At 69.2% G+C, this 21,724-nt stretch carries 24 protein-coding genes and 1 pseudogene; 13 read left to right on the plus strand and 12 right to left on the minus strand.

Annotated features, from left to right (window positions below; all coding sequences use genetic code 11):
• Nucleotides 1–25: 25 nt before the first annotated feature.
• Both ACZ3I3_RS37875 and ACZ3I3_RS37880 read right to left on the minus strand, forming a co-directional pair.
• Nucleotides 26–1,372: an MFS transporter gene (locus ACZ3I3_RS37875; protein WP_467372316.1), complete on the minus strand. Its 1,347-nt coding sequence runs from the start codon at nt 1,370–1,372 to the stop codon at nt 26–28.
• Nucleotides 1,373–1,450: 78 nt separating this feature from the next.
• Nucleotides 1,451–2,035 (minus strand): TetR/AcrR family transcriptional regulator, encoded by a 585-nt coding sequence (locus ACZ3I3_RS37880; RefSeq protein ID WP_467372317.1) that lies wholly within the window; start codon nt 2,033–2,035, stop codon nt 1,451–1,453.
• 43 nt (nt 2,036–2,078) lie between these two features.
• Between ACZ3I3_RS37880 and ACZ3I3_RS37885 the strand changes: the two genes are divergently transcribed.
• The 3 genes from ACZ3I3_RS37885 to ACZ3I3_RS37895 all read left to right on the plus strand — a co-directional run bounded on the left by ACZ3I3_RS37885 (nt 2,079) and on the right by ACZ3I3_RS37895 (nt 3,295).
• The gene (locus ACZ3I3_RS37885; protein ID WP_467372318.1) at nt 2,079–2,309 is read left to right on the plus strand and encodes a SpoIIE family protein phosphatase; all 231 of its coding nucleotides are present in this window, start codon (nt 2,079–2,081) and stop codon (nt 2,307–2,309) included.
• Nucleotides 2,288–2,428 (plus strand): hypothetical protein, encoded by a 141-nt coding sequence (locus ACZ3I3_RS37890; protein ID WP_467372356.1) that lies wholly within the window; start codon nt 2,288–2,290, stop codon nt 2,426–2,428. Before ACZ3I3_RS37885 ends, ACZ3I3_RS37890 begins: the two co-directional genes overlap by 22 nt.
• A gap of 543 nt (nt 2,429–2,971) precedes the next feature.
• Nucleotides 2,972–3,295 (plus strand): hypothetical protein, encoded by a 324-nt coding sequence (locus ACZ3I3_RS37895; protein ID WP_467372319.1) that lies wholly within the window; start codon nt 2,972–2,974, stop codon nt 3,293–3,295.
• Between the two features lie 74 nt (nt 3,296–3,369).
• Here the strand turns inward: ACZ3I3_RS37895 and ACZ3I3_RS37900 are convergent, their stop codons facing one another.
• The 3 genes from ACZ3I3_RS37900 to ACZ3I3_RS37910 form a co-directional block, all read right to left on the minus strand.
• Nucleotides 3,370–4,125, minus strand: coding sequence for a class I SAM-dependent methyltransferase (locus tag ACZ3I3_RS37900; RefSeq protein WP_467372320.1), 756 nt, complete (start codon nt 4,123–4,125; stop codon nt 3,370–3,372).
• Nucleotides 4,126–4,261: 136 nt separating this feature from the next.
• The gene (locus tag ACZ3I3_RS37905; protein WP_467372357.1) at nt 4,262–5,014 is read right to left on the minus strand and encodes a hypothetical protein; all 753 of its coding nucleotides are present in this window, start codon (nt 5,012–5,014) and stop codon (nt 4,262–4,264) included.
• 63 nt (nt 5,015–5,077) lie between these two features.
• The gene (locus tag ACZ3I3_RS37910; protein WP_467372358.1) at nt 5,078–5,434 is read right to left on the minus strand and encodes a hypothetical protein; all 357 of its coding nucleotides are present in this window, start codon (nt 5,432–5,434) and stop codon (nt 5,078–5,080) included.
• Here ACZ3I3_RS37910 and ACZ3I3_RS37915 point away from each other — a divergent pair.
• Nucleotides 5,363–5,713, plus strand: coding sequence for a Mu transposase domain-containing protein (locus ACZ3I3_RS37915; protein WP_467372353.1), 351 nt, complete (start codon nt 5,363–5,365; stop codon nt 5,711–5,713). The genes ACZ3I3_RS37910 and ACZ3I3_RS37915 overlap by 72 nt on opposite strands.
• A 405-nt stretch (nt 5,714–6,118) precedes the next feature.
• On the opposite strand, the gene ACZ3I3_RS37920 is transcribed toward ACZ3I3_RS37915, so the two are convergent.
• A complete protein-coding gene (locus ACZ3I3_RS37920; protein WP_467372321.1) occupies nt 6,119–6,805 on the minus strand; it encodes a hypothetical protein in 687 nt (228 codons plus the stop codon).
• A gap of 598 nt (nt 6,806–7,403) precedes the next feature.
• On the opposite strand from ACZ3I3_RS37920, the gene ACZ3I3_RS37925 reads away from it, so the two are divergent.
• Nucleotides 7,404–8,666 (plus strand): TolB family protein, encoded by a 1,263-nt coding sequence (locus ACZ3I3_RS37925; RefSeq protein ID WP_467372322.1) that lies wholly within the window; start codon nt 7,404–7,406, stop codon nt 8,664–8,666.
• Between the two features lie 110 nt (nt 8,667–8,776).
• Nucleotides 8,777–9,289 carry a hypothetical protein gene (locus tag ACZ3I3_RS37930; RefSeq protein WP_467372323.1) on the plus strand — a complete coding sequence of 171 codons (513 nt, stop codon included), beginning with the start codon at nt 8,777–8,779 and terminating at the stop codon, nt 9,287–9,289.
• Between the two features lie 107 nt (nt 9,290–9,396).
• On the opposite strand, the gene ACZ3I3_RS37935 is transcribed toward ACZ3I3_RS37930, so the two are convergent.
• A complete protein-coding gene (locus ACZ3I3_RS37935) occupies nt 9,397–9,648 on the minus strand; it encodes a hypothetical protein (protein ID WP_467372324.1) in 252 nt (83 codons plus the stop codon).
• Nucleotides 9,649–9,788: 140 nt separating this feature from the next.
• On the opposite strand from ACZ3I3_RS37935, the gene ACZ3I3_RS37940 reads away from it, so the two are divergent.
• Nucleotides 9,789–10,151 carry an STAS domain-containing protein gene (locus tag ACZ3I3_RS37940; protein ID WP_467372325.1) on the plus strand — a complete coding sequence of 121 codons (363 nt, stop codon included), beginning with the start codon at nt 9,789–9,791 and terminating at the stop codon, nt 10,149–10,151.
• A gap of 23 nt (nt 10,152–10,174) precedes the next feature.
• On the opposite strand, the gene ACZ3I3_RS37945 is transcribed toward ACZ3I3_RS37940, so the two are convergent.
• Nucleotides 10,175–10,546, minus strand: a complete 372-nt coding sequence (locus ACZ3I3_RS37945; RefSeq protein ID WP_467372326.1) for an ANTAR domain-containing protein — start codon at nt 10,544–10,546, stop codon at nt 10,175–10,177.
• A 386-nt stretch (nt 10,547–10,932) separates the two neighbouring features.
• Between ACZ3I3_RS37945 and ACZ3I3_RS37950 the strand changes: the two genes are divergently transcribed.
• The 3 genes and pseudogenes from ACZ3I3_RS37950 to ACZ3I3_RS37960 all read left to right on the plus strand — a co-directional run bounded on the left by ACZ3I3_RS37950 (nt 10,933) and on the right by ACZ3I3_RS37960 (nt 13,470).
• Entirely contained in the window at nt 10,933–11,088 is a 156-nt protein-coding gene (locus ACZ3I3_RS37950) for a DUF6131 family protein (RefSeq protein ID WP_467372327.1), read from the plus strand.
• A gap of 443 nt (nt 11,089–11,531) precedes the next feature.
• A pseudogene (locus tag ACZ3I3_RS37955) lies at nt 11,532–12,602 on the plus strand (TerC family protein); the annotation flags it as partial.
• A 421-nt stretch (nt 12,603–13,023) separates the two neighbouring features.
• Nucleotides 13,024–13,470: a transposase gene (locus tag ACZ3I3_RS37960; RefSeq protein WP_467372328.1), complete on the plus strand. Its 447-nt coding sequence runs from the start codon at nt 13,024–13,026 to the stop codon at nt 13,468–13,470.
• Between the two features lie 695 nt (nt 13,471–14,165).
• Here ACZ3I3_RS37960 and ACZ3I3_RS37965 read toward each other — a convergent pair.
• Entirely contained in the window at nt 14,166–15,305 is a 1,140-nt protein-coding gene (locus tag ACZ3I3_RS37965) for a PucR family transcriptional regulator (protein ID WP_467372329.1), read from the minus strand.
• 86 nt (nt 15,306–15,391) lie between these two features.
• Between ACZ3I3_RS37965 and ACZ3I3_RS37970 the strand changes: the two genes are divergently transcribed.
• Nucleotides 15,392–16,447: a ferredoxin reductase gene (locus tag ACZ3I3_RS37970; protein ID WP_467372330.1), complete on the plus strand. Its 1,056-nt coding sequence runs from the start codon at nt 15,392–15,394 to the stop codon at nt 16,445–16,447.
• A gap of 7 nt (nt 16,448–16,454) precedes the next feature.
• Complete coding sequence (locus tag ACZ3I3_RS37975) at nt 16,455–17,573, plus strand: fatty acid desaturase family protein (RefSeq protein WP_467372331.1); 1,119 nt, start codon at nt 16,455–16,457, stop codon at nt 17,571–17,573.
• A 489-nt stretch (nt 17,574–18,062) separates the two neighbouring features.
• Here the strand turns inward: ACZ3I3_RS37975 and ACZ3I3_RS37980 are convergent, their stop codons facing one another.
• The 3 genes from ACZ3I3_RS37980 to ACZ3I3_RS37990 form a co-directional block, all read right to left on the minus strand.
• Entirely contained in the window at nt 18,063–19,376 is a 1,314-nt protein-coding gene (locus ACZ3I3_RS37980; RefSeq protein WP_467372332.1) for a replication-associated recombination protein A, read from the minus strand.
• A gap of 101 nt (nt 19,377–19,477) precedes the next feature.
• Nucleotides 19,478–19,846, minus strand: a complete 369-nt coding sequence (locus tag ACZ3I3_RS37985) for an MmcQ/YjbR family DNA-binding protein (RefSeq protein WP_467372333.1) — start codon at nt 19,844–19,846, stop codon at nt 19,478–19,480.
• Nucleotides 19,843–20,238, minus strand: a complete 396-nt coding sequence (locus tag ACZ3I3_RS37990) for an MmcQ/YjbR family DNA-binding protein (protein WP_467372334.1) — start codon at nt 20,236–20,238, stop codon at nt 19,843–19,845. The genes ACZ3I3_RS37985 and ACZ3I3_RS37990 overlap by 4 nt, the downstream gene beginning before the upstream one ends.
• 234 nt (nt 20,239–20,472) lie before the next feature.
• Here ACZ3I3_RS37990 and ACZ3I3_RS37995 point away from each other — a divergent pair, with 234 nt between their 5' ends.
• Nucleotides 20,473–21,303 carry a helix-turn-helix domain-containing protein gene (locus tag ACZ3I3_RS37995; RefSeq protein WP_467372335.1) on the plus strand — a complete coding sequence of 277 codons (831 nt, stop codon included), beginning with the start codon at nt 20,473–20,475 and terminating at the stop codon, nt 21,301–21,303.
• The last annotated feature ends 421 nt before the right edge of the window (nt 21,304–21,724 follow it).

Here is a 21,724-nt window from a genome sequence, read left to right on the forward strand (position 1 = left end):
TTCGGTGGCTCCCTTGAGTGGTGGATTACCTGGTGCGGTGGTTCAGGTGGGCGACGGCGGCGAGAGCGGCCGCTGTTGCGGCCAGGGACGAGGCATCGCTGCCGAGCGTGAGCAGGATCGCGAACAGGACGGTCGGGCCGAGTTCCATCGCGGTGTTCAGCACGCCGCCCGCGAGCCCGGTCTGTTGCTGCGGCACGCCTTGGGTGGCGAGCACGGCGGCTCCTGCGAAGGAGGCCGCCGTGCCGGCCGGCAGCAGCACGAGGCCCGGCAGCAGTCCGTACCCGTAGGAGATGTGTGCGTCGATCCCGGTGAGCGCGAGGAGGGCGAGCCCGGCCGCGCCGGTTCCCAGCCCGGCGGCTGTGACGGTTCGGGCCCCGTACCGGCGGATGAGCGGTCCTGCCGCCCGGCCCGAGGCGATCAGCGCAACAGCGAACGGTACGAACGCCGCCGAGGTCTGCAGCTGTGACCAGTCGAGCGCCTGCTGGAGGTGGAGTGAGAGGACCACGAAGGTCATCGCGGTGCCGCAAGCACTCAGTGCGATGGCCGCGAGGGCGAGGACCCGCCGCCGGTCGAGCAGGAAGCGGGGCGGCAGCAGCGGGTCGCGGGCGCGGCGCTCGGCGTACCAGAACGTGGCCAGCAGCGCGGCCCCGCAGAGCAGTGGCATGAGCACGATGGCCGACGACCAGGGGCGGGTATCGGTGACGACGAGCCCGTAACTGGCCAGGGTGATCCCGGCGGTGGCGAGGAGAGCACCCGGCAGGTCGAGGGTCCTGCCCCGGCTCGGCGTGGTGTCCGGCAGGAGCCGGGGCGTGAGGGCGAGGGCTGCGAGGGCCACCACGAGCGGTACGGCGAAGGTCCAACGCCACGACAGCAGCGCTGAGATGACGCCGGAGAGCAGATTGCCCGCGGTCGCGCCGAGTATCGACAGCCCGCCCCAGGTGGCCATCGCTCTGCCGTACGCGGGTGGAGAGGGGAAGACGGCGCGCAGCACGGCCATGGCGGCGGGCGCGATCAGAGCCGCCGCCGCGCCCTGCGCGAAGCGCGCTGCGAGCAGCGTCCCCATGCCGGGGGCGAGCGGGGCTGCGGCCGAGGCGGCGGCGAAGAGGACCAGGCCTGCGGTGAGGGCACGCCGCCCGCCGTAGCGGTCCGCGAGGCGTCCGCCGAAAAGCAGCAGCCCGGTGAAGGTCAATCCGTAGGCAGCGCTGAGCAGGATCAAGTCGGCGCGCTGCAGGCCGAATTCGCGCCCGATGGCGGGCAGCGGTACGGCGATCGCGGCGAGCGTGAAGATCAGTGTGGCCTGGACGCTACCGAGGAGGGCGAAGGCGCATCGCTGCTGCGTAGTGGCGACGCGGGCAGCGCCCGTGGCGGTCATGCCTTCCCCCTGATATTTGACCGATCGGTTCATTATTTGGGCGTGCGAAGGAAGCCTGGCGGTTCCGGTGGGTGGGAGTCAGGCCAGCAGGGCCAGGGCCTGTTCAGCCGCGTCCCGCACCCGGGCGGGATCGTCCGATGCCTTGCCGACGATCCGTAGGCCCTGCAGCAGGACGAGCAGCATGTGGGCCAGTGCGCGTGGATCGCGGCCCTCGGGCAGCTCGCCCTGAGCCTGGGCCCGTACGAGCGCGGAGTGCAGCAGGGTCTCGATGTGCTCCCAACTGAGCTCGACTCGGCGGGCCGCCGCAGGGTCGTGGGGGGCCAGCTCCGCCGCGGTGTTGGTGACGAAGCAGCCGTTCAGCCGGCCTTCCGGGGATGCGGCTTCGACGGCGAAGCGGCGCACCACCGCCCGCACCGCAGGCAGTGCGGGGCCCGGCTGGGACAACTCGGCGAGGAGAGCCGGATCGCGCGTCTCGGCGTAGCGGTCCAGGGCCTTCAGATACAGCTCGTGCTTGCTGCCGAAGGTCGCGTAGATGCTGGCGCGGCCGATGCCGAGGTGCTCGACGAGGTCCGACATCGACGTCGCTTCGTAGCCGCGCCGCCAGAACAGCTCAAGGGCCGACTGCAGCGCGGCGTCAGGATCGAATTCCTTGGTCCTGGCCACATCGAAGACCATAGGCGTATGTAGAACGGTCGGTCAAATAACCGTGCATGGCAGCAGCGCCGGACACCTGCCACCGGCCGTCCTGCGACCAGACGGCAGCATCGAGGTCTTGTGGCCCCCGGCCGGTCCGCCCATCGGCACCGGCCTCGGCGGCTACGAATCGTTCACCGTACAAATGGACCCCGGCACCACGCTGCTGCTCCACACCGACGGAGTGGTGGGACGCCGCGCGGCACCGACATCGACGTCTCAGTGCAAGCGTTCCAGGCGCTGAGCCTGTCAGCGGACGGCCCTCTGGACGACATGCTCGACACACTCCTGACCCACCTCGCGAACGGCGCTTACGAAGACGACGTCGCGATCCTCGCCGCCCGCCAGCGCGCCGAAGAATGAGCAGTCAAGGGCCGGCGCGCTGATCCGGCTCGTCGGCTCATCGACCGTCCAGGTGAGTAAGGCTCCGGCTCGGCTGTCCGGAGGCGTGGGAGACCTTTGACAGCAAGAGCAGGCGCGGGAAGTTGAGTGCCGACAGGCCTCCGGGCGCTGGCTACGGGCGTACTCGTCCACGGAGACGCCGGACTTCGGGAGAGGACGTCTCAGACACGGCCGTCACCGCGCAGTGCCTCCCAGGCCGCTTCGGGGTGAGGGTGACGCTGGGCCCCGGCAGGCAACCGTCCCAGTGCGTCACGGCCTGCCATTCCTGCGCCTGGATGTCGATGACGCCGTCCGGCAGGAGCTGCTCGCCCTTCCGGTACAGCGGGCCAGGCCATTCGCGGGCCGGGCAAAGCCCACGATGGGCGCGTGCGCGGGAACCCGGTGGCCGCGGGGTGCTCAGGCCGGTGCCGGCGATCCGGGCGCGGCGCTCAGTCGGCCACATGACAGTGCGAGGAGCGGGTCGACGACGAAGCGCTGGATGTGCTCAGTAAAGGAGCACCCCCGATGCCGCCTGGCCAGTCGAAGGTCGAGTTGTACGCCGCGCTGCGGCGCGACTCCCGCGATGGCATGTCGAACCGGGCGTTGCAGTGCAAGTACGGCGTCACCTGGAGCACGGTCAACAAGGCCCTGACCTCGGCTTGGCCGCAGCCACGCACGACAACCGCTTCGTCGCGGCCGTCGAAGCTGGATCCGTTCACGCTGCTGATCGACGAGATCCTGCTCATTGATCCGGACGCGACCAGGAAACAGCGCCACACCGTCACCCCGGATCTACCGCCGTCTGATCGACGAGCACTCCTCGTCCGAGGCGTTGCGTCGACCACTTGAATCCGCACCGATGAGAGGGCGCAAGCGTCCTGCGAGCAACCGCGCGGTCCGGCCAGGGACTGAGAGTCCGGTGTTTATACCTTGCTCGCGACCACCATGTAGTTCTCGGCCTCAAGATCGAACGTGCTCAATTCCGTTTGGAGTCCGACCCGGTGCAGCTCGACTTCGAGTTCCTCGTACCGGTAGGGCCAGCAGGACAGCAGTTCCGAGCGGACAAGAACCAACCCGGTCGCTTCAACTTGCGCGATCGCAATCTCGATGTGGTGCTCCTCCTCCCAATGCGGCGCAATCTCCCAGCGGTAGACCACGACGGCATCGCGACCGTTCCGGCGGACGAGTCGGTCACTGATCTCCAGCCGGGAACCTCTGGCCCTCACGAGTTCCCAAGTGCGGGATGTGAGTACCAAGCGTCCGCCGGGGCGCAGAAGCCGTGACATCGACTCCAGAGCAGCACCCCTGCCTGTCGCGCCCGCGGCATGGTGAAGCGAGTTGCCAACGCAGAACACCATGTCGAACGTGTTGTCCTGGAAATGGTCGGGCAACTCTTCCCAGTTCGCCCGTACGGCCCGGACGGATGCACCGAACTCCTCAGACAACTCTACAGTCCGACGAACCATCGCCTCGCTGGCGTCAGTTGCGACAACCTGCATGCCACGACCGGCAAGGCCAACCGCCAACTGTCCGGTTCCGCACGAACAGTCGAGGACGTGAGCGTTCGACGGCAGGAGATTGAGGGCGTCGTCGAACGACGCAGCGAACTCGGCTGGAGGTAACTTTGCATCCGAGATGAGCCATTCGTACACCTCGGCAAGCACGTCATAGCCTGTCACAACCACTACCTCCGTCACGCGGCAGACTCACGGTAGGACGGTCAGTCCATCAGCGGAGCAAGCCGGGCACCAATGGTTTTCGCAAGGATGGCTCTGACGGTGTTTGTGGGTTGTCAGTTGTCCGTCTGAGTGGATGTCACCGGCTGGTTAGCTGGGAAGTTGTTCGTAGAAGTAGTGTCACTCGCGGGGTTGCGGTGGCAAGGTGAATGTGCTCAGTGAAGGAGCACCGCCGATGCCGCCTGGTCAGTCGAAGGTCGAGTTGTATGCCGCGCTGCGGCGTGACGCTCGCGAGGGCATGTCGAACCGGGCGCTGGAGCGCAAGTACCGGGTGGGCTGGCGGACTGTTCAGAAGGCGCTGAGTTCGGCGTGGCCGCAACCTCGGGAGCCGTACGCGTCTCGCCGTTCCAAGCTGGATCCGTTCAAGCCGGTGATCGACCAGATGCTGCTGGCTGATCTGGATGCGCCGAGGAAGCAGCGTCACACGGTGGTCCGGATCTATCGCCGGTTGATCAACGAGCACGCGACGGACGACGTGTCCTACCAGGTCGTGCGCGCCTACGTCGCCAAGCGGAAGCCGGAGATTCGGGTCGAGGCCGGCCGTGGCCCGGCGCAGGTGGTCATCGAGCAGTCGCACCTGGCCGGCGCCGAAGCCGAGGTCGGCTTCGGCGAGGTCGCGGTCCGTTTGCGGGGCGAGCTGGTGAAGTGCCATTTGTTCTGCCTGCGGTTGTCGTTCTCCGGGAAGGCGGTGCACCAGGTGTTCGCCTCCGGCGGTCAGGAGGCGTTCTTCGAGGGCCACGAGCACGCCTTCAGAGTGCTGGGCGGCGTGCCGTTCGGCAAAGATCCAATATGCCAACCTGAAGGCCGCGGTCGCGTCGGTGCTCGGCTTCACGCGGCGCCGGGTCGAGACCGACCGGTGGACCGCATTTCGGTCCCACTACGGCATCGAGCCGTTCTACTGCACGCCGGGAATGGAGGGCGCCCACGAGAAAGGCGTCGAGGGCCAGATCGGCTGGTTTCGCCGCAACCACTTCGTTCCCGTCCCCGAGATCGACTCGCTGGCGCACTTGAACATGCTGATCGACGAGTGGGATCTGGCCGACGAGGTCCGGCGGATCGGGACCCGTCCCCGCACGATCGGCGAGCTGTTCGCCGTCGAACGGCCGTCGTTGAAGCCGTTGCCCGTCGAGACGTTCGAGACCGGCCGCTGGTTCACCCACGGGTCGACCGGTTCTCCCAGATCACCGTCCGCACCAACCGTTACTCGGTCCCGACCCGGTTCATCGGCCGCCAGGTCCGGGTCTTGCTGCACGCCTCCGAGCTCGTGTCGAGTACGTCCTGCCGCAGATCTACGGCTACAACTGGAGCGGCACTGCACAGGACCTCACCTTCTCCCAGGTGTCCGTCAACCGGACGGCCAGTGGTCCCGGTCTGCTCGTCAGCGAGTACGCCACGCGCGGCCGCCCCCGGCTCGTCTGCTGGCCCTTGCGGACGGCGGGCGGTCTGCGGCCGCAGGCGGAGTGGGCCGCCGCGGTGCCGCAGGGCGTGCGCACACAGGGCGCGGTCAAGGTGGGCTCCAGGTATTACCTGACGACCAGCAACGGCTCTCACACGCCCGGCGCACTGCGCACCTGGAGAGACGCCGCAGGCGCGGTTCCCCTGCACAGGTCCCGGCTGAACATCGGCTGTGAGGACCTGAGTTACGACGACAGCGGTTCCGGGGCGTTATGGACACTCGGGGAGTACGCGAACGACGTGGGTGCGGACGACCCCAGGGCGCCCTTCAGCCGGTACGTGTACGCCGTGCGGCCATAGGCGGGGGCGCTGCCCTGGGGTCGGGGTTGCGGGCCGCGCCGGGCTCACGTGCCTCCGAACCGGGCTGATCTGAGCCGGATCCGGTGGTAACTCCGCTCGCGGCTGCGACCGTCGGAGAGCGTGATCTGGTGACAGGGAGTCTCTGGTGACAGTCAGTCTCAGTCGCGCCGCGACGCATGCGTCACGCCTCCGCATGCCAGGGGAAGCCATCCGGGTCCTCGGCGGCACGGGTCCAGACCCGCTCATCGTCATGGCCGCGGATCTGGTTCAGGAACGGGAAGTCCTCCGGCTGCACGGCCAGTTTGGCGACAGGGGTCACTGGTACGGGACTTGCCCATTGGGCCGGCTGCACCCAGACATCGCCGACCCGCATCCGCGACTGCAGCTCGAAGGTGCCGGCGGGCAGCAGGTACACCGTGCCGGGACGCCAGGGGTGCTGTTTCAGCGCCTGCGCGCTGATGGACAAGTAGTAGTGCGGCTCGCCGAGCCGCTCGCTGCCGTTGGCGAGGCGGACGCAGCCATTGATCAACGACATCGGGTGGCGGTCCCGGTCCAGGATCGCGTAGTACATCGGCCAGAGCCCGTCGCCGGCGGCGAAGACCGCGCGCCGGTTGCCGAACTCGCTGCTGTCGTCCGGCTGCCGGGGTTCGAAGCGGCTGATCGCCGGGTCGCCCGAGCCGTGCAACAGCAGTCTTCCGCGGTCTGCGGCATGGCAGAGGAACTGCCATTTCGGCGCCTCGAGCCGGTAGTCGATGGGCTCATCGGGACCGTTCGCGAGCGCTTGCTCCAGCAGTCGGTCGAAGGATGCCGACGTTCTGCGGTCCGGGGGTGGAGCGGGACGCGTCATCCAGTACGCAGGCAGCTTCATCGAAGCAACCTATCCAGCGCACCGCTCGGGACACCACCGATCCGGCTGGATGCGCTCCCCGGGTCAGCAGCGCGGCAGGCCGACGTTGGCCCGCCGACCTTGCCCCAATCATTGAGGCGTCCACCAGCCGGGCCATCGCCGCCAGGGAACGCGCAGCCTGCGCCGTCTACATCCGCGACGGCGTCGGATGGAGTCCGCGGCGGTACGCGGCCGTCGAAGCTGACCTGCTGGCCGCCCTCGCCATCCGCGCGCGAAGCGAGAGCAGCACAGCTCGCGGAAGATGTGCCGGCCCTGCGCGGACAGGTCACTCCTCGAAACCACCCGTCACTGCATGGCCGACTGCGCGGCTCCTCAGTCCTCGTGCCGTCTGCCGGGACCGAGCAAGCGTGCGGACCGCTGATCTCGCCGCCTGGTTGTACCGCATTCATCGGATTGTCCAGGGGCGGCAGTTGGAGTTTTATCAAAGGCGCGCCGCCTGGCGCCGCGACGTCCGGTGACCGCCCGGTCGACGCTGACGGCCGCCGCCGACGCCTGGCACGCGGGGCATGCCGAGCCCGGGCGGCGTCCACGTCCGCATGAGTCAAGGGGGAACACATCCATGCGAAGCAGACTCGGAGCCACAGCCGTGGCCGTCACCGCCTGCGTGTGCGCGGTGGCGCTGCTGGCGCCAACGGGGGCACAGGCGGCACCACACGACCCGCACCGCGAGCACCACGGGAAGAAGCCGGACGCCCAGCACACCGTCCGCCTCAGCCAGGGCGCCGACGGTGCGTCGGACGCCCCGTCGCTCAGCGCCGACGGCCGCTACGCGGTCTTCACGTCGTCGGCCTCCAACCTGGTCCCCGATGACACGAACGGCGCCCCGGACGTCTTCCTGCGGGACCTGCGGACCGGCCGCACCCAGCGTGTCAGCACCGACGCCGCCGGAGGCCAGTCCGGGCTCGGCGGCACCGAGGGAGCCATCAGCGCGAACGGACGGTACGTGGTCTTCGTGTCGGCCTCGACCGACCTGATTCCGGGCGAAGTGCACGACAAGCAGTCGGTCTACTGGCGCGACCTGCGGACCGGGGAAGTGCGGTACGTCGGCAACGACCTCGGCAATTACCTGACGTGGGCGCTGCACGCGTCCGTCAGCGCCGACGGTCGGTATGTCGCGTTCGCCGTGAGCGAGACGGTCCCCCGACCGGGCGCGTCGGTCGCCGTACGCGACATGCGCACCGGGGAGCTGACGAAACACCCGTCCGCACTGCACCGGGCCACCAGTCCGCTGCTCAGCGACGACGGCAGCGTCATGGTGTACACGAACAGCAGCTACTGGCCGTACGACAATCCGGCCTCCGACGTCAAGGTGGCCGACCCGCTCACCGGGACCCATCGGTCGCTGCACACCACGCCCGACGGCGCCCGTGGCAACGGCAGGGCGTCCCAGGCCGGCATCAGCGGCAACGGCCGCTACGCCTCCTTCACCTCGACGTCCACCGACCTCGGCCCCGAGGACACCAACGGCGACGGTTCCAACGTCTTCGTCCGCGACCTGCGCACCGACGCCCTGCGCATCGTCGAGGCGCCCGACCCCGCCCTGTCGACCGCCGACGGGGCACTGAGCCGCGACGGCCGGCACCTGCTCTTCCGGGCGTTCGCGGGCACGTCGGACCCGGGCACCTGGTACCTGCGCGACCTGCGCAACGGCCGCACCAGGGTGGCGATCACCGACGCGGCCAGCACCCCGGTCCAGGCCGGCACCGGGGACCGGCCGCTCGACGCCCGGGCCCGGACGGTGGCCTTCTCCTCCACGGCAGAGAACCTGGCACCGGGCCCGCGCAGCCCGAAAGCGGACGCCTATGTGCGACGGCTGCGCTGAGTGCCTGTTTCTGATCTCGTGTGTGCCCGACGGGGCACTTCGTCCACCCGTTCGACGGTCGTGATGCAGGTGGCCGGGGCGTCGGGCTGCCCCGGAACGGTGCGCACCCAGTGAGCATTCGCGGATCCGCCCGGCGCGGTCAGTGCGCGCTGACCACGCCGGAGCGCATCATCCGGGCGCGCCGGGGCCCTGGCCGGTGCGGGGCGATGCGGGCGGTGCGTCCTCTGGTCGTCTGGTTGGTGTGCGTGCGGCGCGCCGCCCGGGTCCTGGTGTGCGGGCTCCGGGTTCGGGTGCGCAGGCGTGCGCACTCGTCGGCGCGCTTCGTCTCCGACGGTGGCGAACGCCGTGCCTGTCCGACGGATCTGGTCGGTGGTCAGCTCCAGGGCCTCCAGGTCGGTGCGCAGGGCCGTGAGGTCGATCGCCGGGCGGGCCAACGTGGGCGGCTGCTCCTGGGCGAAGAGGAGCAGCTGCTTGTGCTGCGCGGTCGTCTGGTGCGCGGCCGGGCCGTACATGGCGCGGCCGTGCGGCGTGCGGTGCGCAGCCGGGCGGTGAGGACGCGTGCGGCGATGAGGGCGGGGTCGTGGCGCAGCGGTGAGCGCGGGATGTCCCACTCCCCCGGCTGAAGCGGCAGGAAGGGCGCGGCCGGGTCGGCGGCCGGCTTCCGGTCCCAGCGTGGCGCGGCGGTTGGTGTCCTGGAGGACTGCGGGTCGGCGGGTGCCCAGAGGGCGGTCTAGAGGCGGTGTCCGGGTTCCTCGCCGCGCTCGGTGCGGGCCTCGGTGATGTCGGTGCAGTGCTCGGCGATCGCTTCGTTCACGATCGTCTCGTCCAGGTCGGGTTGGCGGCGGTGGTCGCGCTGGACGAGGGCGAGGTATCGGCGGGTTTCGGCGAGCAGGTGACGGCGGTGGAAGCAGCCGTCCTTGTTCATGACGAACACCTTGGCGGTGACGGCGACGGCTGCCAGCCTGACGTCGACCAGAGGCAAACGGCGCCGTGCCGCCGCCGGGCGGCGAACTGAAGCCAGACAGAGAGTCGAACGGGTATTCACCGTATTATCGGGGAAGGCTGCCAGCGCACATCCTGTCGGGGCCCGAGCCCCGATCAGCGAGCGCAGTCGAGGAAACGGTGACAGACACCCACGGAGCAGCCCGGCCCGGCCTGTCGATCGACCACATGACCGTCGATGGCATCCGGGTTCTCACCCTGCGCGGCGAAATCGATCACACGGTCAAGAACGAGTTCGCGGAGGCCCTGCTGGCCTCTGACGACGCGACGTGGCCGCGGACCGTGGTCGATCTCGGCGGCGTGACCTTCATGGACTCCAGCGGCATCAACGTCCTCATCGCCGCCCACCAGTCCATGAGTGACGCCCAAGGATGGCTACGGATCGCTGGCGCCCACGCATCGGTGCTGCGGGTTCTGGAGCTCGTCGGGCTGGATCAGGTCATCGGGTGCCATTCCACCGTCGAACAGGCCCTGGCCCCCTGACACCCCTGCCCGGCCACGGCGCTCTACCCTGCCTCCGCGTCCCGGGCATCCTGCTGGTGTGAGCGCCGCGGCATGGCCGCGTCCAGTTGCCGCCCCGCCCGCTCCGGCAACGGCTGCCCCAGGGCCCAGGCGATCACCGACTCAGCCACCGTGTGCAGCTTGGTGTCGGTGTGCTGGGACACCTCACGCAGCACCTCGAACCCGGCCGCCGGCCTCAGCCGGTCGATCGCGATGAGGACACCGCTGGCCTGGTCCACCCTCGCGTGGGAGTCGACGGCGTTCCGCAGCTGCGCGTTCTCCTGCTCCAGGCGGGCGATCGTCTGCTCCAGGCGGGCGGTCGTGGCGTCATCGCGTGTGCCGTCGGGCGCGGGCCGCGGCACGCGGGTGGTCGTCATGCTGGTCTCCGTAGAGGGGCAAGGCTTCCCTGTACGCCTGCCCCCCTACCGCAACAGCAAGACACTCTCACTGCGGCTTGATCACACAGGAGGACTGCTCTTCGCCGTCCCAAGAACGGCGAAGAGCCCCCAAGGGCTGTAGACCCAACCCTTGTCCTGCGAGTGGCCACCGCGTCCGCGCTCACACTTCACGGGCCGGACGGGTGAGAACGGGCAGCCAGCCCTCGCAGGCCGACCCCCAGGCTCGATACCAACCGCAACCGCGCTGGGTGCGTAGGAGCTGGCCGCGTAACACCACGCAGCGAGCTCAGCTGAAGCCGGGGCTTCCCTAGTGCCGTGGCGAGGTCCACAGTGAAACCAGCACTACTGCGGAAACGGAGGCGGTCATGCTCCTGCTCGGCATCATTCTGCTGGTTGTCGGCTTCGTTACCGGCACATCGATCCTGTGGACGATCGGGATCATCCTCGCGGTCATCGGCGCCATCCTGTGGATCATGGGATCCATGGGACGCGCAGTCGCCGGCCGCCGACACTACTGGTGACCTGCCTCCATACCCGGCACGGAACCGGCGCCCCCGCGTGGCTAGGCCGGCGGCGCCGGATCAGGTGCGGGACGTGCCGGGTAAGCCAGGCACTGGCCAGGCCGATCGCCGCGCCTGTGGCGACATCGCTGGGACAGCGGGCGCCGGATTGCACGCGTTCGATGGCCACGATGACTGCGGGCACCGCGCAGGCCGCGGCGGTCGGGAAACGAGGAGGAGTCGGCGGCACCGGAGGGACCTCGAGTGTGCAGCACCAGCATCGCACCGGTGACTAGGAGTGTGTCACCTGCCAGGGCCGATCCGTCCTTGCGGGGCGCTGTGGTCACGCCGGTCGGATGCCTCCAGTCGGCGTCACCCGCTCCGCATGCCCTCAAGGGCGCAATGCCGGACACTCCTGTATAGGGCCGGCGTATTCGCGCGGGCCATAGTGAGGGTGTTTCGGCGTGCTTGAGGTCCCGCTCTGGCTGTGGGGGGCGTTCGCCGCGACGGTGGTCGTGTCGCTGGCGGTGGACCTGCTGTCCCACCGCACCGCGCACGTCATCGGCTTCAAAGAGGCCGCCGGCTGGAGCGGCCTGTGGGTGAGCCTCGCCCTGATCTTCGGCGCGGTCGTCTTCCTCGTCCTCGGCACCACTGCAGGCACCGAGTACACGACGGCGTGGCTGCTGGAGAAGAGCCTGTCGGTCGACAACCTGTTCGTCTTCGCCGTGATCTTCGCGTACTTCAAGGTGCCCCGCGCCTACCAGCACCGCGTGCTGTTCTTCGGCGTCATCGGCGCGCTCGTCTTCCGCGGGATCTTCCTCTCCCTCGGCGTGGCCGTGGTCAGCCGCTTCACCGCGGTGCTCTTCGCCTTCGCCGCGGTTCTCTTCTACAGCACCTACAAGCTCCTCAAGGACGAGCAGGAAAGCTTCGATCCGGGTAAGAGCTTCGCCGTGCGGATGCTCCGCAAGCTCATCCCGGTGCGCGACGAGTACGCCGGGGCGAAGTTCTTCGTCAAGGAAGCCGGCATACGGATGGCGACCCCGCTGCTCGCGGTGGTCGCCGCGATCGAGGCCGCCGACCTGATCTTCGCCGTCGACAGCGTGCCCGCCGTCCTCGCGGTCAGCGACGACGCCTTCATCGTCTACACCAGCAACGCCTTCGCCATCCTCGGCCTGCGGGCCCTCTACTTCATGCTCGCCGGACTGCTGGACCGCTTCCACTACCTGAACAAGGGACTGGCGATCATCCTCGCCTTCATCGGGGTCAAGCTCATCCTCCAGGCATCCCACAAGCTGATCAGCCCCAGCATCCCGGAAATCCCCTCACCGATCAGCCTCGCGGTCATCGTTGTCGTCCTGACCGGTTCCGTGGTCCTCAGCCTCAAAAGGCCTGCCCCGGTAGGCGTCCTGGAACAGACCGACGAACAGGACACCTCCGCTGCCACAGAGCAGCCCGAGACCCCCAGCGCACTACCCATGACGGATGCCCCCGAGCCTCCAGCCGGTTCACCGGGCGAGGAGGGTGGAGCCCGCCCACGCTCGGGCCAGCGCAGCAGCAGGGCACTTCCCGACACTCCAGAACCGGCATATCGTAAAAAGATGGTCAAAACAAAGCGCAAGCCCGAAGCGTACGTATGCCCGACGTGCAAGAAATCCGTGCCAGCCACAGTCCACCGCCACAAGAGCCTCGGCGTGTTCGTTCCCGTGTGGGGACCGGGCCCATGCCAGAACCGCGAATGTCCCGACTACCGGCTGGACCCCCACCACAAGCATTCTTCGCCCCGGTAACGAAACCGGCAGCGAAGCGATGGACTGCCGGCCTGGACCGGCGGGGGTCGTCCCTGCCCGTCACAACAGGCGGCCCGCCGGATCCCCGCCGGGATCGTCGGCCGGCACAACGACCCGACTGCCCCTCCCCCGCCGACGCCCCGCTTCTCTGGTCGTCGCCGCACTGACGATGGCGCGGGCTCGGCGGCCCCGCCGACACGCCCGCACCGGGAGATCGGCTTCAGGCCCGGGGAAGCGGCCGGCCTGGTGGCACTGGCCTACCTCGCGGCCGAAACCGGCGACCCATTGGCGGCGTTCCACCACTTCAACCAAGCGCAGTCGGTCGCCGAGAGCTGTGGTGCAAGGCCGTCTCGGGGTGGATCGAGCAAGCCCACACGCTCATGGGCTGCTAGGACCGGGAGGGGAAAGTGCTCGTCACAGCCACTCGTTGAGGACTGCGACCAGCACGGTCGCCTCGGGCCGCGATCGTTTCCGTGCGACTACGGGCTGTAGCTGGCGGCAGCTGCCGGTCTTCAGCGCCTCCTGGCAGACGGTGCACCGGCGTTTCAGTGACTGGTCCGCGGCTGGGGTGTGGGCCAAGCCGTGCATTGCGTGGTTGAGTCGTATCCGAAAGTAGGCGTGGTAGTCGTTGACGGTGAGTCGAGTCCGCCACCGGACTGGTGCCGCTGTTCGCGGAGATGGCACGGGCGCGCCGCGCCCCTGCCGGCGTCGACGAGGTCCTCGCCCCTCAGCGCGATCCCGACCAGCCGGCCGCGCTGGAGACCGGCAGCATCCATCAACTGGCAGACGGCGCGCAGATCCTCGTCATGTGCGGAGGGCCCGCCCAGGCGGCGGGCCGTCTCGGTACCCCCAGCGTTGCTGCACCACTCCAACGGCGGCACAGGACCACGAACACTGCACAGCCGAGCACCCGTCGCGGCCACCGACCCGCAGGTCGGACGGGTCGGCGGGTTCGATGCGGCACCGCGGCTCGCCCGAGCTCCACGACGTTGATCGTGGGCTGGAGCACCTGCCACACGAAGGCACCTGCGGCATAGGGGAGACTGAAGCGTCCCTCGGCGGCGTGACCGTGTCCGGCCGATGCTGCCCGCACCGGGGGGCGCGGGTGCGCTCGGGAGGCGGGCGTGCGCATCGTCGACCGGATCCAGTCGAGCCGTATCCGCCACTGCGCTTCTCAGAGACAGCGCCCCCGACGGGCTTCCCGAGGCCTTGTTTGGGGCTTCACGTCAACCCCCGGTCTCAGCTGGCTCATACCGCTCTTCCCCGGGCCGCATGAGCCAGCTGATGGCACCGAGAACGAGGCAGTACTCGTCAGCTGACCCGAAGACCGACCGCCAGCGTCAGTTCAAGGACCCGCTGTGGCGATGCGAGATCCGGAAACAGCTCCCGCAGCTGCGACATCCGGTACCGGACTGTCTGGGGATGGACGAACAACGCCGCCGCCACCTCGTCCCGCCTGCCCTGGTGCAGCAGCCACGCCCGCAACGTCTCCTCCAGCCGCCGCGCGGTCGCGACAGGCAAGGTCTGCAACGGTGCGAGGGCTCGGGCACGCAGGTCCGCGAACGCGTCCACGTCGGCGCTCAGCACCAGCTCGGGCAGGTGGTCCTCGGTGTCGCGAATATCAGAGGAGAGGGAGCGCGCGCGTACGGCTCGTGCGTACGAGGCGGACGCGCGAGTCCATGGCCGGGCCGGGCCGACCACGGCGGTGCGGTCGGTCAGCTGCCGCAGGAGATGTGATCGGTCGGCATCGGGGACGAGCAGGACACCGGTGGCATCCGGCAGATCGTCGAGGACGAGCGTGCTCGGGTCGAGCGCGCGGTAGGCGGGCCGGGCCTGGGCGGCGGGCAGCAGGACCGCGGTCAGCGAAACCGGAGGCTGCCACCCGGCCCGTTGAGCAGAGGCCAGCAGCACGTCCGGGCTCGCGCCGGCGAGGAGATCGCGGGCCAGGTGTTCCAGGTGAAGCTCGTGGGCCCTGCCCCGGGCGGCCAGTTCGTCGGCGTGGCCCGCGGCGCTCGCGGCGGAGAGCTCGTCGATGTAGGCGAAGGTCAGCTCGGCGAACTTGGCGACCTCGGCGGCGGGCAGACCTGCGGATACGGCACCCGCTGCCAGACATCGCCAGGCCACGCGGGCGCCGACGCGGTAGGCGCTGAGCAGGGCGTCCATCGACCGGCCGTCGCGCACCTCGCCGCGGCCCAGCTCGTAGGCTGCGTCACCGCCGTCGCCGCCTGTGGCGTTCCCGCTCGCGAGGTCCAGATAGTGCCCCAGGGCGGTGCGGACGGCTCGGCGGATGGTGCCGCCCATGCTGCCCGAAAGGGCGTTGGCGTACGAAGGGACCTCGTCGATGATCGCCTGGACGACCTCGTCGGCGGTGGTCTTCAGTGCGCCCCGCAGTGCGGTGACCGTCGTCTCATCAAGGGCCAGTTCGCTGGCCCTCCGGATTGCATGGCTCACGTTTTGTTCCCTGCGAACAATTCAGCCGATCAGATTCACGTCCTACGGTCAGGACTTTACGCCTTGAGGCACAGCAAGCTGGACTCATGACGAGTGCAGCCCTCCGCAGCAGGGCGTGGAAACTGCTGGAGATGGTCACGACGCCGCTGCTGCCGTCGGACTACCTCGACCTGGTCAGCCCGCTGCGTGCGGGCGCTGACCTACGTGGGCGCATCGAGGCCGTGCACCCCGAGACGCGTGACGCCGCGACTGTCGTGATCAGGCCGGGACGGGGCTGGCGCGGCCACACAGCCGGTCAGTACGTACGGATCGGGGTCGACGTCGACGGGGTGCGCCTGTGGCGTGCCTACTCCCTCACCTCGCCGACGAACCGCCAGGACGGCCGCGTCACGATCACCGTGAAGGCGATCCCGGACGGCAAGGTCAGCAACCACCTGGTCCGCCGGGCGAAACCGGGCACGCTGATCCAGCTCGACCAGCCGACCGGTGACTTCGTGCTGCCGCAGGCCAAGCCCGCCAAGGTGCTCTACCTGACGGCCGGCAGCGGCATCACGCCCGTAATGGGCATGCTGCGCGACACCGAGTTCGACGACGTCGTCATGGTCCACTGCGCGCCGCGGCCGCAAGACGTGATCTTCCGCAACGAACTGCACGACCTGGTCGCGGACAGCAAGCTGCGGCTCACCGAGGTGCACACCGACACAGACGGCATCCTCGACATCGCCCGTCTCGACGAACTCGTGCCCGACTGGGCCGAGCGCGAGACCTGGGCCTGCGGGCCCGCGGGCCTGCTCGACGCCGCCGAAAAGCACTGGAGCGAGCACGGCGTGCAGGAGCGCCTGCACACCGAACGCTTCCGCCCCAGCATCGTCGTCGCCGGCGACGGCGGCGAGGTCACGTTCAGCGCCACCGGCAAGACCGTCGACGCGGACGGCGCCACGCCGTTGCTGGACGTCGGCGAGGAGGCCGGCGTGCTCATGCCCTCCGGGTGCCGCATGGGCATCTGCTTCGGCTGCGTCTCGCCGCTCAAGGCGGGCGCCGTCCGCGACCTGCGCACCGGCGAGATCACCGAGGCCGAGCCGGGCGTCCTCATCCAGACCTGCGTGTCCGCCGCCGCGGGCCCCTGCGACATCGAACGGTAGGAACACCTTGACCGCAATCGACCCGACCGCCCACCTGACCGCCGAGCAGATCGAAGAGCTGGGCCGCGAGCTGGACGCGATCCGCGACGAGGTGATCGCCGACCGCGGCGAGAAGGACGCCGCCTACATCCGCAAGGTCATCGCGGCGCAGCGCAAGCTCGAGCTGGCCAGCAGGGGCGTGCTGCTGTTCTCGTTCTTCCCGCCCGCGTGGCTGATCGGCACCGCCGGGCTGTCCGTGGCGAAGATCATGGACAACATGGAGATCGGTCACAACGTCCTGCACGGCCAGTGGGACTGGATGCGGGACCCGAAGATCCACTCCACCACCTGGGATTGGGATCACGTCTCGCCGGCCGACCAGTGGAAGCACTCTCACAACGAGCTGCACCACACATACACCAACGTGATCGGCAAGGACAACGACCTCGGCTACGGCATCATGCGCGTCGACGAGGACCAGAAGTGGCACCCCTTCCACCTCGGCCAGCCGCTGTGGAACTTCCTCAACGCCTGCTTCTTCGAGTACGGCATCGCCGCCTACGACCTGGAGCTCGGCAAGAACCTGAGCAAGCGCCGCCGCAAGAACCCGGAGTTCCGCGCGCGGGCCAAGGCCGTGGGCCGCAAGATCCGCAAGCAGGTGCTCAAGGACTACGTGATCCACCCGCTGCTTTCGGGCCCGTCGTTCCTCACCACGCTCGCCGCCACGTTCACCGCGAACCTGGTCCGCAACATCTGGACCCACTCGGTGATCATGTGCGGGCACTTCCCCGAGGGCGTACAGGTCTTCGAGCGCCGGTCGATCAAGGGCGAGACGCGCGGCCAGTGGTACCTGCGCCAGATGATGGGCTCTGCGAACATCAGCGGCAGCAAGGCCATGCACTTCATGACCGGCAACCTGTCGCACCAGATCGAGCACCACCTGTTCCCGGACCTGCCGAGCAACCGGTACGCCGAGGTCGCGGTGAAGGTGCGCGCGCTGTTCGAGAAGTACGAGCTGGAGTACGTCACCGGGCCACTGCCCAAGCAGGTGTTCTCCGCGTGGCACAAGGTCTTCCGGCTCTCGCTGCCGAACAAGAAGCCCAAGGTCAAAACGCCGGACCGCGAGCAGGAGCTCGTCGCCGCCTGATTCCCGGTAATGATTCAGGTCTCTCGGCCGTACCGGCGGCACCGCCGGTTCGGTGAGATCCGTTGCGGACGGTGGGCGACCGCGACGTCAGACCGTACGACGCGGGATCCGGGGCAGCCAGTGTCCGGCTGCGCTGCTACCTGGACGTGCGCCAGGAGCTCTGCACACAGCCCCCGGCGAGGTGTTGTAGTGCGCTGACCTGCCATGGTCGGGCCGGTAGTCGGGTGCGTAGGCGCACTCGGTTTGCCGACGGGCGGGCTGGGTGGAAGACATGGGCTGTGACGCGGAAACTGTTGGAACCGATGCTCCTGCGCTGCTGCCGGGTGGGCGGGCGAGCCGAAGTTATGGACAGGGTTTGGCGCTGTCCGTTGTCCATGTCTGAACGTACGTTGGGGCCCACCGTCGCGGTGGGCCCCAAATTGTGCGTCGTCAGCTTCTGCTGGCCTCGTCGTCGGCGTCATCGATGGCTCATCGCGCGGTGTCGGCCGGTCAGCCGCGTTGTGCGCGAGCACGCAGGGCAGCCCAGTGGCGCAGGCGCTCGGTGATCTGGGCCTCGTAGCCGTTGCGGGTGGGTTGGTAGTACGTCTCGCGGTCCATGCCGTCGGGGAAGTAGTCGGCGCCGGAGAAGCCGTCGGCAGTGTCCGGGTCGTACTGGTAGTCCTGGCCGTAGCCGAGGTCCTTCATCAGCCGGGTCGGGGCGTTGAGGATATGGGCGGGCGGCATGAGCGAGCCGGTCTGCCGGGCTGATTGGTGTGCGGCGTTGAAGCCGCGGTAGACGGCGATGGACTTGGGGGCGGTGGCGAGGTAGACGACGGCCTGGGCGATCGCCAACTCGCCCTCGGGGGAGCCGAGTCGCTCGTACACGTCCCAGGCGGCAAGCGCCTGCTGGATGGCGTGTGGGTCGGCCATGCCGATGTCCTCGTTCGCGAAGCGGACCAGACGGCGGGCCACGAACAGCGGGTCCTCGCCGCCGTCGAGCATGCGGGCGAGCCAGTACAGGGCCGCGTCCGGGTCGGAGCCGCGCATCGACTTGTGCAGCGCGGAGATCAGGTTGTAGTGGCCCTCCTGCGCCTTGTCGTACAGCGAGGCCCGCTGCTGGATGTGATGGGCGAGCCCGGCGGTGTCCAGGGTGGCTTCGGTGTCCGGGAGGGCCTGGAGCTGTTCGGCCATGTTGAGGAGGTAGCGGCCGTCGCCGTCGGCCATGGCGATCAGTGCGCGGCGGGCGTCGTCGTCCAGGGGCAGCCGGTGGCCGGTGAGCTGCTCGGCGCGGCCGAGAAGCGTGGACAGGGCGGCTTCGTCGAAGCGTTTGAGGACGAGGACCTGGGTGCGGGAGAGGAGGGCGCCGTTGAGTTCGAAGCTCGGGTTCTCCGTGGTGGCGCCGATCAGGGTGACGGTGCCGTCCTCGACGTAGGGCAGGAAGCTGTCCTGCTGGGCGCGGTTGAAGCGATGGATCTCGTCGACGAACAGCAGGGTGCCCTGCCCGATGCCGCGTCGGCTGCGTGCGGCGGCGAAGACCTTGCGCAGGTCGGCCACGCCGGAGAAGGTGGCCGACACCGGCTCGAAGGCCAGGCCGCCGGCGTCCGCGAGGAGCCGGGCGATGGTCGTCTTCCCGACGCCGGGCGGGCCCCACAGGACGGCGGAGCTGAGGCGCTGCTGGGCGACCATGCGGCCCAGTGGGGCGTCCGGGGCCAGGAGGTGGTCCTGCCCGACGACATCGTCCAGCCGGGTGGGGCGCAGGCGGTCGGCGAGGGGCCGGGCGGGCTCCTCGCCGAAGAGCGGCAGGGTCGCTTCGGTCGCTTCCATCGGTCTCTCGGCTCGCTGGCGGACGTGTGCGGACATGACGAGCCTTGCACGAGGGCGCTGACACGCGTCGGCTCAGCCGCGCGTGGGGAAGCTCGCGGAACTCATCGAGCCCGGGGGCGGTCGCGTCGCGGCAGTCGCTCGACGGCCAGGTGGTAGGAGTCCTCGACCGCGTCGGTGACCAGTTGCTCGGTGATGCCGGGGCCTGCCCCGAGGGAGATCCAGTGGCGTTTGTCGAGGTAGCGGCCCGGTGTGATCGAGGCGTAGCGGCGTACTTGGGCGCGGGCGTGTTCGGGTTCGCACTTGACCGTGATGATCTGCTCGTCCGGGTCGTCGGTGACGATCAGGAACACCTTTCCCGCGACCTTGTACACGTCGAGTCCGGGGGTGAAGGGGTATCCGTGGCTGACGTCGGGGAGGGCGAGGGCCGCCTGGCGGGCGGTGTCCTGGAGCCGGTCGCCGGCCGCGCTCACCGGGCCGCCCGTGTGCCGGTGCCGTGGGTGTGCGGGTCGACGGGCTGCTCCGCCTTGGGCAGGTGGGCGACGACGAGCCGGTAGGAGTCGGTGACGAGTTCCTCGACCAGCCTCTTGTCGACGCTTTCCCCGCCCTCCAGGGTGATCCAGTGCCTTTTGTTCATGTGGTAGCCGGGGGTGATGTGGCTGTACTGCTCCCGCAGGGCGTGGGCCTCGGCGGGGTCCGCCTTGAGGATCACGACGGGACGCCCGGGGACTTCGGTCATCAGCATGAACACCTTGCCGCGTACCTTGTAGACCTCCCAGTCGGGGCCGAAGGGGTGCTCCAGCTGGGCTCCGGGGAGTTCCTCCGCGCAGTCGGCGGCGGTCTGGTGCAGGGTCGGTCCGTTCATGGGTGGTGAACCTTCTCGTGAGGTGACGGACTGTGGCATTGAAGGAGACGGAGGGCGCGCCGATCGGGCGCGGTGGCAGGCCCCATCCTTCCGTCGAAGCCGACTGCGAAGGGGGTAGGCTGCGGACACGTGATGGTCGATAAGCGACACTCCGGGCCTCGCAGGCAGGCCGGGTCGGCTGCGGTTCCGCTGTACGGTTTCGAGCCCCCGGTCGGTACTCCCTATGGCCTGGAGGTGAGTACCGTCGAGGACTTCTTCGCCCAGCACGACGACTGGCCGTGGAATCCGCCCCGTCCGGGCCGTGCCACCTTCCACTACCTCATCGCGGTCACCGAGGGCGAGCTGCTGCACGACGTCGACCACGTCACGCGGACCGTCGCCCCCGGCCAGTGGCTGTGGGTGCGCCCCGGGCACGCGCAGTGCTGGCATCCGCCCGGCGCGGCCCGAGGACCGTTCATCCTGTTCGAACCGGACGTGTTGCGACCCGAGATCGCCCGTCTCCTGGCCCCGGTCACCGCGCACGAGGCCCCGGCGGTGCTCAGCCCACAACCCGACGACATCGCCTGGCTCCAGCAGACGGCACTCCAGCTCCTGGACGAACACCGCGCACTGGGGCGCCGCCCCCTCGACGTCCACCACGCTCTGCGCCGCAGCCTGCTGGAATCGCTGCTGCTGCGCCTGGCCAACTCCCCGGGCATCGCCCCCATCGCCACGGCCACGGCCGGCACGGGCCGAGCCGACAGATACGGACGCTTCCTGGACGCCCTGGAGCTGCACTTCCGCGAGCTGCACCAGGCCGCGGACTATGCCGAGCTGCTCGACTGCTCGGTCCGCACCCTCAGCCGTACCGCCCGGCAGGCCACGGGCAAGGGGGTACGTGAACTCATCGACGAGCGGCGCCTCTTGGAAGCCCGGCGCCTGCTGGGAGGTGCGCGGTGGGATGCCCGGACCGTGGCGGTCCACCTTGGTTTCACCGATCCCGCGAACTTCGGTCGCTTCTTCCGCGACCGCACCGGTCTCACTCCGGCCGCCTTCGCGGCCGGCGAGGCCCCGACCCACCCGTGATTGGAGCGCGTCGGCTGACCCACCTCTGACCCCCCGCGGGCCGACTACTTTGCCGGGGCCCGGCTTGCGGTGGGTGGTGAACACCGGGTCGCGCACCGCCTTCTGGCTTTCAGCCCGGCTGGCAGAGCCCGGCCCTTCAGCCGTTTGCCGTATCGCTGCGGCCCCGACCTCGACGGCGGCTCACCAGTGCCGCCGCCCCATGCCGTGCCTGCTCGGCTGACTTCCCGAGCTCCTCCGGGCTCGCCGATGGCAGATCCCAGTCCCCTCGACCTCCCCTCGGCTGCCTGGGCACCGAGGAAAGACAAGTACGGAAGTGTCATTTGCTGACCATCAGGTGACCGCTGCACACCAGGCGTTTTGTCGTATCCCGGGAAACGATGGGAGAGGTCACCGCGAGCGACCAGCCGCCGACTCACCGCGC

The organism is Streptomyces sp. NPDC016851, assembly GCF_055562795.1.

Coding starts and splice junctions, on each gene's coding strand:
- ACZ3I3_RS37875 (WP_467372316.1), bottom strand. CDS start 1,372: ATGACCGCCACGGGCGCTGCCCGCGTCGCCACTACGCAGCAGCGATGC.
- ACZ3I3_RS37895 (WP_467372319.1), top strand. CDS start 2,972: ATGCCGCCTGGCCAGTCGAAGGTCGAGTTGTACGCCGCGCTGCGGCGC.
- ACZ3I3_RS37920 (WP_467372321.1), bottom strand. CDS start 6,805: ATGAAGCTGCCTGCGTACTGGATGACGCGTCCCGCTCCACCCCCGGAC.
- ACZ3I3_RS37925 (WP_467372322.1), top strand. CDS start 7,404: ATGCGAAGCAGACTCGGAGCCACAGCCGTGGCCGTCACCGCCTGCGTG.
- ACZ3I3_RS37945 (WP_467372326.1), bottom strand. CDS start 10,546: ATGACGACCACCCGCGTGCCGCGGCCCGCGCCCGACGGCACACGCGAT.
- ACZ3I3_RS37950 (WP_467372327.1), top strand. CDS start 10,933: ATGCTCCTGCTCGGCATCATTCTGCTGGTTGTCGGCTTCGTTACCGGC.
- ACZ3I3_RS37960 (WP_467372328.1), top strand. CDS start 13,024: ATGGCGCGGGCTCGGCGGCCCCGCCGACACGCCCGCACCGGGAGATCG.
- ACZ3I3_RS37970 (WP_467372330.1), top strand. CDS start 15,392: ATGACGAGTGCAGCCCTCCGCAGCAGGGCGTGGAAACTGCTGGAGATG.
- ACZ3I3_RS37980 (WP_467372332.1), bottom strand. CDS start 19,376: ATGGAAGCGACCGAAGCGACCCTGCCGCTCTTCGGCGAGGAGCCCGCC.
- ACZ3I3_RS37990 (WP_467372334.1), bottom strand. CDS start 20,238: ATGAACGGACCGACCCTGCACCAGACCGCCGCCGACTGCGCGGAGGAA.